The organism is Streptomyces sp. NPDC088707, assembly GCF_044752725.1.
Taxonomy (GTDB): Bacteria; Actinomycetota; Actinomycetes; order Streptomycetales; family Streptomycetaceae; genus Streptomyces.
The window spans coordinates 536,127-553,563 of the sequence record NZ_JBIVLV010000005.1 but is presented as its reverse complement, the minus strand read 5'-3'; the positions used below and the strand labels follow the sequence as shown (position 1 = coordinate 553,563).

The window sequence follows — 17,437 nt, the reverse complement described above, 5'->3', positions numbered from 1 at the left end:
TTTTGCGGCCGCTAAGAATTGCCCTCGTCGCCGCCGATGAAGGCGCAGCGCCGCCCCGGCCGTGCGACGACCCCCAGCGATTCGAAGAGGTAGTCCGTTATGTCTGCGAACACCCCTGGCCACATTCGTGGTCTGAAGAAGACCCACAAGGCCACGATCGCCGGCGTCGCCGCTATGGGCGCCGCGGCGCTCACCCTCTCCCTCGTCCCCGGCAACGGCTCGACCGAGACCGAGCCCCAGGCTCTCTCCGGTACGCAGCAGGTCGCCTGGTCGTACAACGCGAACAGCCCGCAGGCGAAGGCCCTGGCCGCCAGCGTCACCGAGCAGCAGTCCACCATCGGCCTCAAGGCCCAGCAGGAGGCCGCGGCGAAGGCGAAGGCCGACGCCAAGGCGAAGGCCGCCGCCGCTGCCAAGGCGAAGGCGGACGCGCAGGCCAAGGCCGCCGCCAAGGCCAAGGCCGACGCCAAGGCGAAGGCCGCGGCGAAGGCGAAGGCCGACGCGAAGAAGCGCGCCGCGGCGAAGACCGCCGCGAGCCGTTCCGTCGCCCGCACCCCGGTCTTCGCGAACAACCTCGACGGCTGGATCCGCGAGGCGCTGTTCATCATGGACAAGCACAACATCCCGGGCACGTACAACGGCCTGCACAAGAACATCATGCGTGAGTCCAGCGGCAACCCGCGGGCCATCAACAACTGGGACATCAACGCCATCAACGGCGTCCCGTCGAAGGGCCTGCTGCAGGTCATCTACCCGACCTTCAAGGCGTACCACATCCCGGGCACCAAGTTCGATCAGTACGACCCGGTCGCCAACCTCGTCGCCGCCGCCAACTACGCGGCCGACCGCTACGGCTCCATCGACAACGTCAACAGCGCGTACTGATCAGGCAGGCTCTGGTCCGCCGTCGCCGTACGCCGAAGGGCGGCACCCCCGCACTGGGGTGCCGCCCTTCGGCGTGCCTGCGGGTCAGCCGGTCACTTGCGCATGACCTCGGGCTCGTGGCGGCGCAGCAGCCGCGCCACGGCGACGCAGCAGACGGCGGCCATGAACAGCTGGATGCCGAGGTTGAGGCTCCACTGGCCGACCGTGTGCTCCCACAGCGGGTCGGTGTTCGTGGGGTCCTTGTGGTCCCACGGCGGCATCAGGTGCGCCAGGTCCAGGGTGGCGCCGGCGCCGGCGATGCCCCAGCGGGAGGGCATGAGCCAGGCGAACTGCTCCAGGCCGGGCGAGTCGTACACCTGGAAGAGGATGCCGGTGAACACGACCTGGATGATCGCGAACATGACCAGCAGCGGCATGGTCTTCTCGGCGGTCTTCACCAGCGCGGAGATGACCAGGCCGACCATCATCGAGGTCAGGCCGAGCCCGATGACCTGGATGCACAGCTCGACGGCCGGCGGCATGAGCAGGCCCTCTTCGGGCAGCGCGCGCGTGGAGAAGCCGATGGCGCAGATGATCACGCCCTGGAAGGCCGTGATCAGGCCGAGGACGATGACCTTGGACATCAGGTACGCGGAGCGGGACAGGCCGACGGCACGCTCCCGCTCGTAGATGACCCGTTCCTTGATCAGCTCTCGGACCGAGTTGGCCGCGCCGCTGAAGCACATGCCGACCGCGAGGATCAGCATGATCGTGCCGGCGTCGCCGTTGAAGCGGGACGGGGGCGTGGGCCTGCCGAGGCCGAAGTCGGCGGGGATGACGACGGACACCGCGCCGAGGACGGCCGGCAGGATCACCATCAGGGCCATGAAGCCCACGTCGGAGGCGATCACGGAGACGTAGCGCCGGATCAGGGTCCACAGCTGGGAGCCCCAGCCCTGCGGCTTCGGCGGCCTGGACATCGCCTGCTGGGGCATCTGCACGGGCTGCGCGGCGACGGCGTCGATGTCGGCGGCGTACAGCTGGTAGTGCTGCGAGCCCTTCCAGCGGCCCGCCCAGTCGTAGTCGCGGTAGTTCTCGAAGGCGGAGAAGACGTCGGCCCAGGTGGAGTAGCCGAAGAAGTTCAGCGCCTCGTTCGGCGGGCCGAAGTAGGCCACCGAGCCGCCGGGGGCCATCACGAGCAGCTTGTCGCAGAGGCCCAGCTCGGCCACCGAGTGGGTGACGACGAGGACCGTGCGGCCGTCGTCGGCGAGGCCGCGGAGCAGCTGCATGACGTCGCGGTCCATGCCCGGGTCGAGGCCGGAGGTCGGCTCGTCCAGGAAGATCAGCGACGGCTTGGTGAGGAGCTCCAGGGCGACCGAGACGCGCTTGCGCTGACCACCGGAGAGGGAGGTGACCTTCTTCTCCTTGTGGATGTCCAGCTTGAGCTCGCGGAGCACCTCGCCGATCCGGGCCTCGCGCTCGGCCGTGGCGGTGTCGCCGGGGAAGCGGAGCTTGGCCGCGTAGCGCAGCGCCTTCTGGACGGTCAGCTCCTTGTGCAGGATGTCGTCCTGCGGGACCAGTCCGATGCGCTGGCGCAGCTCGGCGAACTGCTTGTAGAGGCTCCGGTTGTCGTAGAGGACGTCGCCCTCGTTGGCCGGGCGGTAGCCGGTCAGCGCCTTGAGCAGCGTGGACTTTCCGGAGCCGGACGGGCCGATGACACCGATCAGCGACTTCTCCGGGACGCCGAAGGAGACGTCCTTGAGGATCTGCTTGCCGCCGTCGACCGTGACCGTGAGGTGGCGGGCCGAGAAGGAGACGGAGCCGGTGTCGACGAACTCCTCGAGCTGGCCGCCGACGAGCCGGAAGGTCGAGTGGCCGACGCCGACGATGTCCTGGGGGCCGAGGAGGGCGGAGCCGCCCTTGGTGATCGGCTGACCGTTGACGTACGTGCCGTTGTGCGAACCGAGGTCGCGGATCTCGAAGCGTCCGTCGGGCGTCGCGTGGAACTCGGCGTGGTGCCGCGAGACCTGGAGGTCGGAGACGACCAGTTCGTTCTCGAGGGCACGGCCGATGCGCATGACGTGGCCGAGGGCCAGCTGGTGGAACGTGGTGGGGCTGCGGTCGGCGTAGGCCGCCGACGCCCCGGCGGCTCCGCCTCCCGGGCCGGGCACCTTCTGCGCCAACTGTTCGACGGGGCCGCCGTGGCCCTGCTGGTGCGGGACCTGCTCCCGGGCGGCCTGCGGGTGCACGGGCGGCGGGCCCTGCTGCTGCCAGTTCTGCTGCGGGACCTGCTGACCCTGCTGTGGCGGCGCCTGGTGCGTGAGCCACTCCGCCTGGGCGGCCTGCTCGGCGGCCTGGTGGGCGGGGACCTGGTGGGCCGGCGCCTGGGCCGCCGCCGGCTGCTGGTAAGCCGCCGCCGGCTGCTGGTGGGCCGGTGCGCCGGCCGCGGCGAGATTCAGCCGCGGGCCGTCGGTGGCGTTGCCGAGGTGGACGGCCGAGCCGGGTCCGATCTCCACCTGGTGGATCCGCTGCCCCTGCAGGAACGTGCCGTTGGTCGAGCCGTGGTCCTCGATGACCCAACTCCGGCCGCCCCAGCTGATGGTGGCGTGGCGCCACGAGACCCTGGCGTCGTCGATGACCAGGTCGCCCTGCGGGTCGCGGCCCAGGGTGTACGACCTGGACGGATCGAGCGTCCAGGTCCTTCCGTTCAATTCCAGTACGAGTTCTGGCACTCCATGCCCCACTACTTGTCCCCCGATGTACCCCCGTCGCGGGGAGTCCAGGGATGCGAATCATCCTGGGGAACTATTTCAGGCCCGGTCCCCTCTCCGAAAGTCGGGCCGCGTGAAGACCCGGCGCAGGCTCTCCGACGACGCTCCCGGTACCAAGGGCGCGCCCACCCGGGTGTCCGCTGGGCGGGACGGGGGGTCGGGCGGCACCCGGTGCCCGTTACGGTGGAAGCACCATGAGCGCATCGCAGACCTCAGACGTTCCCACCCTTCTCGTCAAGATCTTCGGGAAGGACCGTCCCGGGATCACCGCGGGACTCTTCGACACCCTCGCCGCCTACTCCGTCGACGTCGTGGACATCGAGCAGGTCGTCTCCCGCGGCCGCCTCGTCCTGTGCGCGCTCGTCACCGAGCCGACCGTCGCCTCGCAGGGCGAGCTCCGCGCGACCGTGCACAGCTGGGCCGAGTCGCTGAAACTCCAGGCCGAGATCATCTCGGGTACGGGCGACAACCGCCCCCGGGGTGAGGGGCGCTCGCACGTCACCGTGCTGGGCAACCCGCTGACGGCGGAGCAGACGGCGGCCATAGCGGCCAGGATCGCGGAGGCCGGCGGCAACATCGACCGGGTCTTCCGGCTGGCGAAGTACCCGGTCACGGCCGTCGAGTTCGCCGTGTCCGGCTGTGAGACCGGGCCGCTGCGGACCACCCTCGCCACGCAGGCCCACAGCATCGGGGTCGACGTGGCCGTGGTCTCCGCCGGGCTGCACCGGCGGGCCCAGCGGCTCGTCGTCATGGACGTCGACTCGACGCTGATCCAGGACGAGGTGATCGAGCTCTTCGCGGCGCACGCCGGGTGCGAGGACAAGGTCGCCGAGGTGACGGCCGCGGCGATGCGCGGGGAGCTGGACTTCGAGCAGTCGCTCCACGCGCGCGTGGAGCTGCTCGCCGGGCTCGACGCCTCGGTGGTCGACAAGGTCCGTGCCGAGGTGCGGATGACGCCCGGGGCCCGGACCCTGATCCGTACGCTCAAGCGGCTCGGCTACCAGGTGGGTGTGGTCTCGGGCGGGTTCACGCAGGTCACGGACGATCTGAAGGAGCGGCTCGGGCTGGACTTCGCCTCGGCCAACACCCTGGAGATCGTGGACGGCAAGCTGACCGGGCGGGTGACCGGGGAGATCGTGGACCGGGCGGGCAAGGCGCGGCTGCTGCGCCGGTTCGCGGCGGAGGCGGGTGTGCCGCTGGCGCAGACCGTGGCGATCGGCGACGGGGCGAACGACCTGGACATGCTGAACGCGGCCGGTCTCGGCGTGGCGTTCAACGCGAAGCCGGTGGTGCGCGAGGCCGCGCACACGGCGGTGAACGTGCCGTTCCTGGACACCGTGCTGTATCTGCTGGGGATCACCCGCGAAGAGGTCGAGGCCGCGGACGGCGGCGAGGAGGACCTGCTGCACTGAGCCGCAGGTGAACCCGAACGTGGGAGGGCCCGGCCGTCGGATGACGGCCGGGCCCTTCTCCGTACGGCGACGGCATCGGCTACGGATTCGGCCACGGCGCGGGCATGGGGCCGGGGCGTACGGGATGCGGCCGGGGCCACGGAGTCCGCCGGGGCGTACGGATCCCGCCGGGGCGTACGGGGCTTACCGGGCCGGTCAGGCGTGCGGGGTCCAGAAGTCGACGAGGCGTCCGGCGCCGTGCTCCAGGGACTTCCACGAGCCGTTGAAGGTGAGGACGGCGAAGGCGGAGGTCGGGAATCCGCTGCGGTTCATCCGGGGCAGCACGTCGCCCTCGGACTCGCCCGCGAGGGCGTCGGCGAGGGCGTGCATCCCGGGGTTGTGGCCGATGACCAGGAGGTCGGACACGTCCTCCGAGGTCTCGTTGAGCAGGGCGATGAGCTCGCCGAGCGAGGCCTCGTACAGCCGGTCCTCGTAGACGGTCTTCGGGCGCTCGGGGAGGGCCTGCACGGCCAGCTTCCAGGTCTCGCGGGTCCTGGTGGCGGTGGAGCAGAGGGCCAGGTCGAAGGCGATGCCGGTCTCGGCGAGCCGGCGGCCGGCGACGGGGGCGTCCGCGCGGCCTCGCTCGGCGAGGGGGCGCTCGTGGTCGGACTCCTGGTTCCAGTCCGCCTTCGCGTGTCGGAGCAGCACGATCCTGCGGGGTGTGTCGACGCTCATGGTCCTCAGCTTCGCACGAATCGGCTCGCGCCGACTCAGAGAGAGAGCGTTTGCTGGATCCGCTCCAGGAACCCTCCGACCCCCGGGTCTCCGACCGCCGCGTGCGCTTCTCCGGGCCCGGTCATCAGCATCAGGAGGGCGACGAACGCGATCGCCGGGAGGGCGAGTGCCCACCAGGGCAGCCGGGTGTCGACACCGGTCGCCTCGGGCCGGACGCGGGTGGACGTGTGGGCCGACATGACCGCCTCCGTGGGTGAGAACTCCGCTTTCCCTGTCGTCTCCAACCTAGGGATCGCGGGCCCCTCGGCCCATCCGGTGATCCACCCACTTCACCCTGAGTCCCGCCCCCTAGGGGATGCGGGGGTTATCCCCAGCACGGGCGGGCCGAGCGGGCGTCACGGGGAGGCGAACGAGGCGATGAGGCCGATGACGACCGTGATGCCGATCATCGCGCCGAAGACGATGAGCAGCTTCTTCTGGCCGTTCGGGGGATGGGGTTCGAGAACTGGCATGACGACAGTCTCGCATCTCAGGATTCGTCCTCGACGGTGCGGTCCCTGCCCGCCAGGGTTCCCACGATCATCTGCGGCACCATGAGCCCGCCCATCAGGACGATCGGCAGTCCCCAGCCGCCGCTGTGCTGGTAGAGCACGCCGACGAGGAGCGGGCCGGGGATGGAGATGAGGTAGCCGACGCTCTGCGCGAAGGCGGAGAGCCGGACGACTCCGGCGCCGGTGCGCGAGCGCATGCCGATCATCGTGAGGGCGAGCGGGAAGGAGCAGTTGGAGACGCCGAGGAGCACCGCCCAGACCCAGGCGCCGGCGGCGGGGGCGAGGAAGAGGCCGGTGTAGCCGGCGAGGCCGCAGAGGCCGAGGGCGACGACGATCGGGCCCTGGTTCTTCATGCGGGTGGCGAGCCGGGGGATCACGAAGGCGAGGGGGACGCCCATGACCATCGTGACGGCGAGGAGCACGCCCGCGGTGGAGGCGGGGACTCCGGCGTCGCGGAAGATCTGCGGCATCCATCCCATGGTGATGTAGGCGCCGGTGGCCTGGAGGCCGAAGTAGCAGCCGAGGGCCCAGGCGGTGCGGCTGCGGGTGATGCGCGGGGCGGCGGTCCCGGCCGCGGTGGCGGTCCTGGTCTCCGCGGTGGCGCGGTCGCGGTCGCGGACGAGCGGGATCCAGGGCAGGACGGCCAGTGCGGCGATGGCCGCCCAGACGCCGAGGCCGATGCGCCAGTCGCCGCCCAGGGCGGCGGTCATGGGGACGGTCGCGGCCGCCGCCACGGAGGTGCCGAGGGCGAGGGCCATGGAGTAGAGGCCGGTCATGCTGCCGATGCGGTCCGGGAAGTACCGCTTGACGATGACCGGCATCAGGACGTTGCTGACGGCGATGCCCATGAGGGCGAGGGCGCTGGCGGCGAGGAAGCCGACGGTGCCGCCGGCGAAGGGGCGCAGGATCAGGCCGGTGAAGATCGCGGCCATGCCCGCGCAGACGACGGCGGCGGGACCGAACCGGCGGGCGAGGCGCGGGGCCGTGATGCCGAAGACCGCGAAGCAGAGCGGGGGGACGGAGGTGAGGACCCCGGCGACGGTGCCGCTCATGTGGAGGCCCGCGCTGACCTCTTCGAGGAGGGCGCCGAGGCTGGTGATGGCGGGGCGCAGGTTCAGCGCGGCCAGGACGAGTCCGACGGTGACGAGGCCGAGGGTCCAGCGCTGTGCCCGCGCCCGTGCGGGAGAATCGCCGGCGGCGGCTCCGGGCGGGGCCGTGGTGGTGGCCGCAGGAACGGTGGTCGTGGCCGGTCGTGCGGTGGGGTCGAGGGTCTTCGGCTCGTCAGGCATGAGGCCATCATAGAATCATGGGATGATTGGTTGTCCAATCCCGAACGACTTGGGCGACCCGAACGAATGGGAAGGTGCTCCATGGCCCTCGGCCACCCCCGGCGCGCAGGCCTCTCCGATCAGGTGATCGCCGAGCTGCGGAACCAGATCACCTCCGGCGAATGGCCGGTGGGTTCACGCATCCCGACCGAACCCGAGCTGGTCGAGCAGCTGGGCGTGGCCCGCAACACGGTGCGCGAGGCGGTGCGGGCGCTCGCGCACAACGGGCTCCTCGACATCCGGCAGGGCTCCGGGACGTACGTCATCGCCACCAGCGAGCTGGCCGGCGTCATGCACCGCCGGTTCGCCGGCTCCGACCCCCGGCACGTCGCCGAGCTGCGCTCGACCCTGGAGTCCGCCGCCGCACGGCTCGCGGCCGCGCGGCGCACCGAGCGGGACCTGAAGCAGCTCGACACCCTGCTCGTACGGCGGGAGGAGGCGTGGGAGTCCGGTGACGCCGAGCGGTTCGTGTCCGCCGACGCGACCTTCCACCACGCGGTCGTCGCCGCCTCGGGCAACGAGGTGCTCACCGAGCTCTACGCGGACCTGGGCGATCTGCTGCGGGAGTGGCTGCGCGACGACGTCGGGCAGGAGCTGCGGCCCGAGAACTGGATGGACCACGCGCGCCTGGTGGACGCGATCCGGGAGGGCGAGGCCGAGCGGGCCGGCGCGGAGGCGGCCGGCTACCCCTACATGTGCCTCAGGAGCCCCGTACCGGAGTCGGGTCGGGAGCCTGGTCCGCCGGCTGGTGGGTGATCCAGGCGGACCGGACCTCCTTCCAGCAGCGGCCGGTGAGTTCGCCGTAGTCGGCGGGACCGACCTCCACCGGGGCGCTGTCGGAGTCGATGTCCCACCAGCGCTCGCACTCGACGTGGAGCCGGACCCGGTCGGCGCGGGGATACGGGTTGTGGCAGTGGGCGGTGACCGTCGAGCCCCGGACGACGGTGCTGCAGGAGGCGCCGAAGTCCTCCGGCTCCTCGGCCACCGGGGCGGCGGCGGAAGGGTCCTCGGCCGGGGCGGGCGCGGCCCGCACCTCGGCGGCGACGGCGACCCCGGTGAGCAGTACGGCGACGGAGACGAAGGCGCCGAACCCGTGACGTATCGCGCGCATGCCCGTACCTCCTCCCCGTTCAGCAGCAGAAGCATCACGCTCTGCCCCAGTCTGGGGTGGTTCGCTCGACTTTTCGAGTCGTGCAGGGGTTGCGGAACGGCGAGGGCCGTGTGTCCGCCCCCTCCGGGGCGGGCACACGGCCCTGTGGCTGCGACGAGCAGCGGTTACGCGCCGATGGCGTGCAGGCCGCCGTCCACGTGGATGATCTCGCCCGTGGTCTTCGGGAACCAGTCCGAGAGCAGCGCGACGACGCCGCGGCCGGCCGGCTCCGGGTCCGAGAGCTCCCACTCCAGCGGGGAACGGCTGTCCCACACGGCCGCCAGCTCGCCGAAGCCGGGGATCGACTTCGCGGCCATCGAACCGATCGGGCCCGCCGAGATCAGGTTGCAGCGGATGTTCTGCTTGCCCAGGTCACGCGCCATGTAGCGGCTGGTGGCCTCCAGGGCGGCCTTGGCCGGGCCCATCCAGTCGTACTGCGGCCAGGCGAACTTCGCGTCGAAGGTGAGGCCGACGACCGAACCGCCCTCGCTCATCAGCGGCAGCAGCGCCATCGTCAGCGACTTCAGGGAGAAGGCCGAGACGTGCATGGCGGTGGCCACGGACTCGAACGGCGTGTTGAGGAAGTTGCCGCCGAGCGCGTCCTGCGGCGCGAAGCCGATGGAGTGCACGACGCCGTCGAGGCGGTCGCCCAGGTGCTCACGGACCTGGCCCTCCAGGCGGGCGAGGTGCTCGTCGTTCGAGACGTCGAGCTCCAGGACCTTCACCTTGTCGGGGTGGGGCAGCTTCTTGGCGATGCGCTCGGTCAGCGTCGGCCGCGGCCAGGCGGTGAGGATGATCTCCGCGCCCTGCTCCTGGGCCAGCTTCGCGGTGTGGAAGGCGATGGAGGACTCCATCAGCACACCGGTGATGAGGATGCGCTTGCCCTCGAGAATTCCGCTCATGGTCAGTGACCCATGCCCAATCCGCCGTCAACCGGGATGACGGCTCCAGTGATGTACGAGGCGTCGTCGGAGGCGAGGAACTTCACCGCGGCGGCGATCTCCTCCGGCTGGGCGTAGCGGCCCAGCGGCACCTGGGACACGATGCCCGCGCGCTGCTCGTCGGTGAGCACCGCGGTCATGTCGGTGTCGACGAAACCAGGGGCGACGACGTTGAAGGTGATGTTGCGGGAGCCCAGCTCACGCGCGAGGGAACGGGCGAAGCCCACCAGGCCGGCCTTGGACGCGGCGTAGTTGGCCTGGCCCGCGGAGCCGAGCAGGCCGACGACCGAGGAGATCAGGACGACGCGGCCCTTCTTGGCGCGCAGCATTCCGCGGTTGGCACGCTTGACGACCCGGAAGGTGCCGGTGAGGTTGGTGTCGACGACGGAGGTGAAGTCCTCCTCGGACATGCGCATGAGGAGCTGGTCCTTCGTCACGCCGGCGTTGGCCACGAGGACCTCCACCGGACCGTGCTTCTCCTCGATCTCCTTGTACGCCTGCTCCACCTGCTCGGCGTCGGTGATGTCGCACCTGACGGCCAGGCAACCGAGTTCGGTGAGAGCCGCCGGCGGCTCGCCGGAGCGGTACGTGATCGCGACCTTGTCGCCGGACTCGGCGAACGCGCGGGCGATGGCGAGGCCGATGCCCCGGTTTCCTCCGGTGACGAGAACCGAGCGGCTCAACGGATCACCCTTTCGATAGCGGTCTGGTAGCCGAAAACCTATCGGTATCGCCCCCGACATGAGGAATCGACCTCCGACAGTGGCGCCCGGGTGTCACTGTCGGGTCCCTACAGCTCAGGTCGCCGGGCGTCGGTAATGCGCCGACTCCGCGGGCCGTCCCGTGATTGACTTCCGTGGCAGATCAAGGACAGCTCCACCCCTGCTCGACCCCAGCCTTCCGATCACCGAGAGCGAGGCCGCTCGTGGTCCACCAGATCGACCCTTCGTTCGTCGCGCTGCCCCTGCGGGCGCTCGCCGACGCGGCGCTCGCCCGAGCGCGCGCGCTCGGTGCCGAGCACGCGGACTTCCGCCTGGAGCGGGTGCGCAGCGCCTCCTGGCGGCTGCGCGACGCCAAACCGTCCGGTTCCTCGGACACCACGGACCTCGGCTACGCGGTGCGGGTGGTGCACGGCGGGGCCTGGGGCTTCGCCTCCGGGGTCGACCTGACCATGGACGGGGCGGCGAAGGTCGCCTCGCAGGCGGTCGCCATGGCCAAGCTGTCCGCCAAGGTGATCGCGGCGGCCGGCTCCGACGAACGCGTCGAGCTCGCGGCGGAGCCGGTGCACGAGGAGCGCACCTGGGTCTCCTCGTACGAGATCGACCCCTTCGCCATCCCCGGCGAGGAGAAGAGCGCACTGCTCGCCGACTGGAGTTCCCGGCTGCTGCGGGCGGAGGGCGTGGCGCATGTGGACGCCTCGCTGCTCACCGTCCACGAGAACAAGTTCTATGCGGACACGGCCGGCACCGTGACCACCCAGCAGCGGGTGCGCCTGCACCCGCAGCTCACGGCGGTCGCCGTCGACGAGACGACCGGCGAGTTCGACTCGATGCGGACGATCGCGCCGCCGGTCGGGCGTGGCTGGGAGTACCTGACGGGCACCGGCTGGGACTGGGACAAGGAGCTGGACGAGATTCCGGCGCTGCTCGCCGAGAAGATGCGGGCGCCGAGCGTCGAGGCGGGCCGGTACGACCTGGTCGTCGACCCGTCGAACCTCTGGCTGACCATCCACGAGTCGATCGGGCACGCCACCGAGCTGGACCGGGCCCTCGGCTACGAGGCGGCCTACGCGGGCACCTCGTTCGCGACCTTCGACCAGCTGGGCAAGCTGGCGTACGGCTCCTCGATCATGAACGTGACGGGTGACAGGACCGCCGAGCACGGTCTCGCGACCGTCGGGTTCGACGACGAGGGCGTCGAGGCGCAGAGCTGGGACCTGGTGAAGGACGGCACGCTCGTCGGCTACCAGCTGGACCGGCGGATCGCGAAGCTCACCGGTCTCGGCCGGTCGAACGGCTGCGCCTTCGCCGACTCCCCCGCGCACGTGCCGGTGCAGCGGATGGCGAACGTCTCCCTCCAGCCGGACCCGGGCGGCCTGTCGACCGAGGACCTGATCGGGGGTGTGGAGCGCGGCATCTACGTGGTCGGCGACCGGTCCTGGTCGATCGACATGCAGCGCTACAACTTCCAGTTCACCGGGCAGCGCTTCTTCCGCATCGAGAACGGCCGGCTCGCCGGTCAGCTGCGGGACGTGGCCTACCAGGCGACGACCACCGACTTCTGGGGCTCGATGGAGCAGGTCGGAGGCCCGCAGACGTACGTCCTCGGCGGCGCCTTCAACTGCGGCAAGGCCCAGCCGGGCCAGGTCGCCGCGGTCTCCCACGGCTGCCCCTCCGCCCTCTTCCGGGGCGTCAACATTCTGAACACGACGCAGGAGGCCGGGCGATGAGCCGCGTCAGCAAGCCGTACGAGATCGTCGAGCGGGCCCTTGAGCTGTCCCGTGCCGACGGGTGTGTCGTCATCGCCGACGAGGAGTCCTCGGCCAATCTGCGCTGGGCGGGCAACGCGCTCACCACCAACGGTGTCACCCGCGGCCGTACGCTCACCGTCATCGCGACGGTCGACGGCGCGCAGGGCACCGCGTCCGGTGTCGTGTCCCGGTCCGCCGTGACCGTCGACGACCTGGAGCCCCTGGTGCGGGCGGCCGAGGCCGCCGCGCGGGCCGCCGGGCCCGCCGAGGACGCCCAGCCGCTGGTGACGGACGTGCCCGCGTTGCCCGACTTCACGGACGCGCCCGCGGAGACCTCCTCCGCCGTGTTCGCCGACTTCGCGCCGGCGCTCGGCGAGGCCTTCGCCCGCGCCCGGGCCGGCGGCCGTGAGCTCTACGGCTTCGCCAACCACGAGCTGACCTCCACCTACCTGGGGACGTCCACGGGCCTGCGGCTCCGCCACGACCAGCCCAACGGCACCCTGGAGCTGAACGCCAAGTCCCCCGACCGCTCGCGCTCCGCCTGGGCCGGCCGCTCGACGCGGGACTTCAAGGACGTCGACCCGGCCGCGCTCGACGCCGAGCTGGCGACCCGGCTCGGCTGGGCGGAGCGCCGGATCGAACTGCCCGCCGGGCGGTACGAGACGCTGCTGCCGCCGACGGCCGTGGCCGACCTGCTCATCTACCAGCTGTGGTCCTCCACGGCCCGGGACGCGGTCGAGGGCCGTACGGTCTTCTCCAAGCCCGGTGGCGGCACCCGGCTCGGCGAGACCCTGTCCCCGCTGCCGCTGACCCTGCGCAGCGACCCGAACGAACCGGGTCTGGAGTCCGCGCCGTTCGTCATCGCGCACTCCTCGGGCGACGACTCCTCCGTCTTCGACAACGGTCTGCCGATCGCGCCGACGGACTGGGTGCGCGACGGGAAGCTGGAGCGTCTGATCACCACCCGGCACACGGCGGAACTCACTCGCCTGCCGGTGGCTCCCGGAGCGGGGAACCTGATCCTGGACGGCGGGGGCGAGCGCTCCCTCGAGGAGATGGTCGCCTCCACGGAGCGCGGTCTGCTCCTCACCTGCCTCTGGTACATCCGCGAGGTCGACCCGGCGACGCTGCTGCTCACCGGACTGACCCGGGACGGCGTCTACCTCGTCGAGAACGGCGAGGTGGTCGGCGAGGTGAACAACTTCCGGTTCAACGAGTCGCCGGTGGACCTGCTGTCGCGGGCCTCCGAGGCGGGCCGGACGGAGAAGACGCTGCCGCGCGAGTGGAGCGACTGGTTCACCCGGGCCGCGATGCCCGCCCTGCGGATCCCCGACTTCAACATGAGCTCGGTCAGCAAGGGGGTCTGACCCACCTAGACTGAGACGACCATTCCCACCTGCATCACAAGGAGACGGACGACGTGACCGACATCGTCGATGAGCTGAAGTGGCGTGGGCTCTTCGCCCAGTCCACCGATGAGGACGCACTGCGCAAGGCTCTCGCGGACGGTCCCGTCACCTTCTATTGCGGTTTCGACCCGACCGCGGCCAGTCTCCACGTCGGCCACCTGGTCCAGGTCCTCACCGTCCGCCGGCTCCAGCAGGCCGGGCACCGGCCGCTGGCGCTGGTCGGTGGCGCCACCGGGCAGATCGGCGACCCCAGGCCGACCGCCGAGCGCACCCTGAACGACCCCGAGACGGTCGCGAACTGGGTGAACCGGCTGCGGACGCAGATCGAGCCGTTCCTCTCCTTCGAGGGGGAGAACGCCGCGGTCATGGTGAACAACCTGGACTGGACCGCCGGCCTGTCGGCGATCGAGTTCCTGCGGGACATCGGCAAGCACTTCCGGGTCAACAAGATGCTGACCAAGGACTCCGTCGCCCGGCGCCTGGAGTCCGAGCAGGGCATCAGCTACACCGAGTTCAGCTACCAGCTGCTGCAGGCCATGGACTTCCTGGAGCTGTACCGCCGCTACGGCTGCGTGCTCCAGCAGGGCGGTTCGGACCAGTGGGGCAACCTGGTGGCCGGCCTCGACCTGATCCACCGCCTGGAGCCGGGGGTCGAGGCGCACGCGCTCGCGACCCCGCTGATGGTCAAGGCGGATGGCACCAAGTTCGGCAAGACCGAGAGCGGCGCCGTCTGGCTCGACCCGGAGATGACCACGCCGTACGCGTTCTACCAGTTCTGGCTGAACGTGGACGACCGGGACATCTCGACGTACATGCGGATCCTGTCCTTCAGGTCCCGCGAGGAACTCGAGGAGCTGGAGCGGCAGACCGCCGAGCGTCCGCAGGCCCGTGCCGCGCAGCGCGCGCTGGCCGAGGAGCTGACCGCTCTGGTGCACGGCGCGGACCAGAGCGCGGCCGTCATCAACGCCTCCAAGGCGCTGTTCGGCCAGGGCGACCTGGCGGAGCTGGACGAGGCGACGCTGGCCGCCGCGCTGTCCGAGCTGCCGCACGCGCGGGTGACGGAGCTGGGTCAGGTCGTCGACCTGTTCACCGAGGTCGGTCTCGCCCCGAGCAAGTCGGGTGCGCGCCGCACGGTGAAGGAGGGCGGGGCCTACGTGAACAACGTGAAGGTCACCGCCGAGGACGCCGAGGTCTCCGCGGACGAGCTGCTGCACGGCCGCTGGCTGGTGCTGCGGCGCGGCAAGAAGAACCTGGCGGCGATCGAGTTCGCCGGCGCGTGATCCCGTAGCGGCATCGCGCGGACACGCCGGGAGGCCCGGTACGGCACGTGAGGTGCCGTACCGGGCCTCCCGTTTCCGGTGACCCTAGGCGCGTTGTCTGTTGCCCTTGATCGAGGCCCAGAGCATGTCGCCCACCCCCACCACGGCGACGGCGCCGATCAGCTGGAGCAGGTGGCGGGTCCAGTCGATGCCCTTGGTGTCGTTGACACCGATCCAGGTCGCGACGGCGTTGCCGAGCACGCTGCCGAGAATGCCGAACACGGTCGTCAGCCAGAGCGGGATCTGCTGCTTCCCGGGCAGGATCGCCTTCGCGATCAGGCCCAGGACGAATCCCACGATGATCGCCCACAACCAACTCATCGTCGCCTCCTTGTACGCATGTGCGCCCAGTCTCGGCCCATCGACCATGAGGCGCATGTCGGACAGCGCCATCCGTGCCCCGGCCTCGCCCGCGGGGGAGGCCGGGCGTACGGTGGAAGCGAGGTCCGGACCGGGGAGAGTCCGGCGCGACCGGTGGATGGTGGACGGCGATGTCGAAGCGTGGCGGGAGCGAGGTCTTCCGGATCACGGGGGCCCGGCAGGGGCTCGCGGACGACGTCCGGGGGCGGCAGCGGCGCTACGTCATCTCGATGACGGTCAGGACCCTGTCGGTGATCGCGGCCGCGGTGCTGTGGAACGTCGAGCGGCACGTGGCGATCGTGGCGCTCGCCCTGGGCATCCTGCTCCCCTACATCGCGGTGGTCATCGCGAACGCGGGACGCGAGTCGGCTCCGTCTCTTCCCTCCACCTTCGTACCGCCTCCGGTGCGGCCCGCGCTCGGTGCCACGGAGGCCTCCACGGACGGGGACACGGAGCGACCGTACGGCCGGAAATGATCACGGACAGTGGCCGGAAAGCTCAAGAAAAGCTCAGATCAATCGTGAAGTTCCTGTGCACGGCACCCCATGTGCCGTGACATACTGCCTACGCGCTCCGCATCCCCCGTCGGAGCGACGGACCGATGCCGGGCAGCTCCCCCCGTGGCTGCCCGGCATCGCCCTTGCTGGACAATGATCAGGTGAGCGAAGAGAAGCCGACCTGTTCCGCCAAGGGCTGCCGCGCCGACGCCGTCTGGGTGCTCGCGTGGAACAACCCCAAGCTGCACACGCCCGAGCGTCGCAAGACCTGGCTCGCGTGCGAGGAGCACCGGGAGCACCTGTCCCAGTTCCTGGGTGTACGGGGTTTCCTCAAGGACGTCGTGCCGCTGGCCGACTGGGAGTCGTCCGAGGCCTGATCCAAGGACGGGCCCGGGAGCCGAGGACACGTCCTGGGCCCGCGCGTCGGATCCAGGGCCCCGCGCGTCGGATCCAGGGCCCCGCGCGTCGGGTCCAGGGCCCGGCGCGTCAGACCCTGGGCCCACGCGTCACCCTGGGCCCGAGGCCTTCGCCGCTCAGCCGCCGATCGCCGACATCGGGCGGTCGGGCTGGAGGAACTCCGGGTCGTCGAGCCCGGACCCGGCCTTCTTGCCCCACATCGCCTTCCGCCAGAGCTCCGCGACCTCCGCGTCGGAGGCGTCCGAGCGGAGCGTGGCCCGCAGGTCGGTCTCCTCGGTGGCGAACAGACAGGTGCGCACCTGGCCGTCGGCGGTGAGCCGGGTCCGGTCGCAGGCCCGGCAGAACGGGCGGGTGACGGAGGCGATGACACCGACCGTGTGCGGTCCGCCGTCCACGACCCAGCGCTCGGCGGGGGCCGAGCCCCGCTCGTCGGCGCCTTCCGGAGTCAGGGTGAAGCGGGTGCGCAGGGACTCCAGGATGTCACCGGCGGTGATCATGCCGTCGCGCTTCCAGCCGTGCTGGGCGTCCAGCGGCATCTGCTCGATGAACCGGAGCTGGTAACCCTCCGCGACCGCCCAGGCGAGCAGGTCGGGGGCCTCGTCGGCGTTGAGCCCGGGCATCAGGACGGCGTTGACCTTGACCGGGGTGAGGCCGGCGTCGCGGGCGGCGGCCATGCCGTCGAGGACGTCCTGGTGACGGTCGCGCCGGGTGAGGGTCTTGAAGACCTCGGGGCGCAGGGTGTCGAGGGAGACGTTGACCCGGTCGAGACCGGCGGCCTTGAGGGCGGCGGCCGTGCGCTTCAGTCCGATGCCGTTGGTGGTGAGGGACATCCGGGGGCGCGGCTCCAGGGCCGCGCAGCGCTCGACGATGCCGACGAGACCGGGACGGAGCAGGGGCTCGCCGCCGGTGAAGCGGACCTCGGTGACGCCGAGGTCGGTGACGGCGATGCGGATCAGCCGGACGATCTCGTCGTCGGTGAGCAGATCCGGCTTCGCGAGCCACTGGAGGCCCTCTTCCGGCATGCAGTACGTGCAGCGGAGATTGCAGCGGTCGGTGAGCGAGACGCGCAGGTCGGTGGCCACCCGGCCATAGGTGTCGATGAGCACTGTGGGCCCCCTCCCCCGTCGTTGTGGTTGCGTGTGGTTCGAGCCTACGTGAGCGCACGGCCCACGAGCAGGGCAGATTGTCACGAGGACCGACGCGGCCGCGTCGTAGAACTCTACGACGCGGCCGTCCG

At 70.9% G+C, this 17,437-nt stretch carries 18 protein-coding genes; 8 read left to right on the top strand and 10 right to left on the bottom strand.

What is annotated here, in order from left to right; translation table 11 throughout:
- Positions 1-99: 99 nt before the first annotated feature.
- Positions 100-882, top strand: coding sequence for a transglycosylase SLT domain-containing protein (locus ACIP84_RS18990; RefSeq protein ID WP_401798792.1), 783 nt, complete (start codon positions 100-102; stop codon positions 880-882).
- A gap of 92 nt (positions 883-974) precedes the next feature.
- Here ACIP84_RS18990 and ACIP84_RS18985 read toward each other — a convergent pair whose 3' ends face one another.
- Positions 975-3,605, bottom strand: a complete 2,631-nt coding sequence (locus ACIP84_RS18985; RefSeq protein WP_401798790.1) for an FHA domain-containing protein — start codon at positions 3,603-3,605, stop codon at positions 975-977.
- 221 nt (positions 3,606-3,826) lie between these two features.
- On the opposite strand from ACIP84_RS18985, the gene serB reads away from it, so the two are divergent.
- The gene (gene serB, locus ACIP84_RS18980) at positions 3,827-5,044 is read left to right on the top strand and encodes a phosphoserine phosphatase SerB (protein WP_355964963.1); all 1,218 of its coding nucleotides are present in this window, start codon (positions 3,827-3,829) and stop codon (positions 5,042-5,044) included.
- A gap of 195 nt (positions 5,045-5,239) precedes the next feature.
- Here the strand turns inward: serB and ACIP84_RS18975 are convergent, their stop codons facing one another.
- The 4 genes from ACIP84_RS18975 to ACIP84_RS18960 form a co-directional block, all read right to left on the bottom strand.
- A complete protein-coding gene (locus tag ACIP84_RS18975; protein WP_355964962.1) occupies positions 5,240-5,758 on the bottom strand; it encodes a histidine phosphatase family protein in 519 nt (172 codons plus the stop codon).
- Positions 5,759-5,793: 35 nt separating this feature from the next.
- On the bottom strand, positions 5,794-5,997 hold the full coding sequence (locus ACIP84_RS18970) for a hypothetical protein (RefSeq protein WP_355964961.1): 204 nt from the start codon (positions 5,995-5,997) through the stop codon (positions 5,794-5,796).
- 156 nt (positions 5,998-6,153) lie between these two features.
- A complete protein-coding gene (locus ACIP84_RS18965) occupies positions 6,154-6,270 on the bottom strand; it encodes an SGM_5486 family transporter-associated protein (protein ID WP_319308163.1) in 117 nt (38 codons plus the stop codon).
- A gap of 17 nt (positions 6,271-6,287) precedes the next feature.
- Positions 6,288-7,598, bottom strand: a complete 1,311-nt coding sequence (locus ACIP84_RS18960) for a CynX/NimT family MFS transporter (protein WP_401798787.1) — start codon at positions 7,596-7,598, stop codon at positions 6,288-6,290.
- A gap of 81 nt (positions 7,599-7,679) precedes the next feature.
- Here ACIP84_RS18960 and ACIP84_RS18955 point away from each other — a divergent pair, with 81 nt between their 5' ends.
- Positions 7,680-8,393: a FadR/GntR family transcriptional regulator gene (locus ACIP84_RS18955; protein WP_401798785.1), complete on the top strand. Its 714-nt coding sequence runs from the start codon at positions 7,680-7,682 to the stop codon at positions 8,391-8,393.
- Here the strand turns inward: ACIP84_RS18955 and ACIP84_RS18950 are convergent.
- The 3 genes from ACIP84_RS18950 to fabG form a co-directional block, all read right to left on the bottom strand.
- Positions 8,338-8,748 (bottom strand): hypothetical protein, encoded by a 411-nt coding sequence (locus ACIP84_RS18950; RefSeq protein WP_401798783.1) that lies wholly within the window; start codon positions 8,746-8,748, stop codon positions 8,338-8,340. The genes ACIP84_RS18955 and ACIP84_RS18950 overlap by 56 nt on opposite strands.
- 164 nt (positions 8,749-8,912) lie before the next feature.
- Positions 8,913-9,689 (bottom strand): enoyl-ACP reductase FabI, encoded by a 777-nt coding sequence (gene fabI / locus ACIP84_RS18945; protein ID WP_401798781.1) that lies wholly within the window; start codon positions 9,687-9,689, stop codon positions 8,913-8,915.
- Between the two features lie 2 nt (positions 9,690-9,691).
- Complete coding sequence (gene fabG / locus ACIP84_RS18940; protein WP_266964585.1) at positions 9,692-10,411, bottom strand: 3-oxoacyl-[acyl-carrier-protein] reductase; 720 nt, start codon at positions 10,409-10,411, stop codon at positions 9,692-9,694.
- A gap of 242 nt (positions 10,412-10,653) precedes the next feature.
- Between fabG and ACIP84_RS18935 the strand changes: the two genes are divergently transcribed.
- Genes ACIP84_RS18935 through tyrS form a run of 3 tightly spaced genes read left to right on the top strand, consistent with a single transcriptional unit; the run spans position 10,654 to position 14,887 of the window.
- Positions 10,654-12,177, top strand: a complete 1,524-nt coding sequence (locus ACIP84_RS18935) for a TldD/PmbA family protein (RefSeq protein WP_401798779.1) — start codon at positions 10,654-10,656, stop codon at positions 12,175-12,177.
- Entirely contained in the window at positions 12,174-13,565 is a 1,392-nt protein-coding gene (locus ACIP84_RS18930; protein ID WP_401798777.1) for a metallopeptidase TldD-related protein, read from the top strand. The genes ACIP84_RS18935 and ACIP84_RS18930 overlap by 4 nt, the downstream gene beginning before the upstream one ends.
- 53 nt (positions 13,566-13,618) lie before the next feature.
- The gene (tyrS, locus tag ACIP84_RS18925) at positions 13,619-14,887 is read left to right on the top strand and encodes a tyrosine--tRNA ligase (protein WP_355964954.1); all 1,269 of its coding nucleotides are present in this window, start codon (positions 13,619-13,621) and stop codon (positions 14,885-14,887) included.
- An 84-nt stretch (positions 14,888-14,971) separates the two neighbouring features.
- Here tyrS and ACIP84_RS18920 read toward each other — a convergent pair whose 3' ends face one another.
- Positions 14,972-15,247: a GlsB/YeaQ/YmgE family stress response membrane protein gene (locus tag ACIP84_RS18920; RefSeq protein ID WP_073917319.1), complete on the bottom strand. Its 276-nt coding sequence runs from the start codon at positions 15,245-15,247 to the stop codon at positions 14,972-14,974.
- Between the two features lie 170 nt (positions 15,248-15,417).
- Here ACIP84_RS18920 and ACIP84_RS18915 point away from each other — a divergent pair, with 170 nt between their 5' ends.
- Positions 15,418-15,762 carry a DUF3099 domain-containing protein gene (locus ACIP84_RS18915; protein WP_401798775.1) on the top strand — a complete coding sequence of 115 codons (345 nt, stop codon included), beginning with the start codon at positions 15,418-15,420 and terminating at the stop codon, positions 15,760-15,762.
- Positions 15,763-15,944: 182 nt separating this feature from the next.
- Entirely contained in the window at positions 15,945-16,160 is a 216-nt protein-coding gene (locus ACIP84_RS18910) for a hypothetical protein (RefSeq protein WP_401798773.1), read from the top strand.
- 156 nt (positions 16,161-16,316) lie between these two features.
- Here the strand turns inward: ACIP84_RS18910 and moaA are convergent, their stop codons facing one another.
- Entirely contained in the window at positions 16,317-17,306 is a 990-nt protein-coding gene (gene moaA / locus ACIP84_RS18905; RefSeq protein ID WP_401798772.1) for a GTP 3',8-cyclase MoaA, read from the bottom strand.
- Positions 17,307-17,437 lie beyond the last annotated feature (131 nt).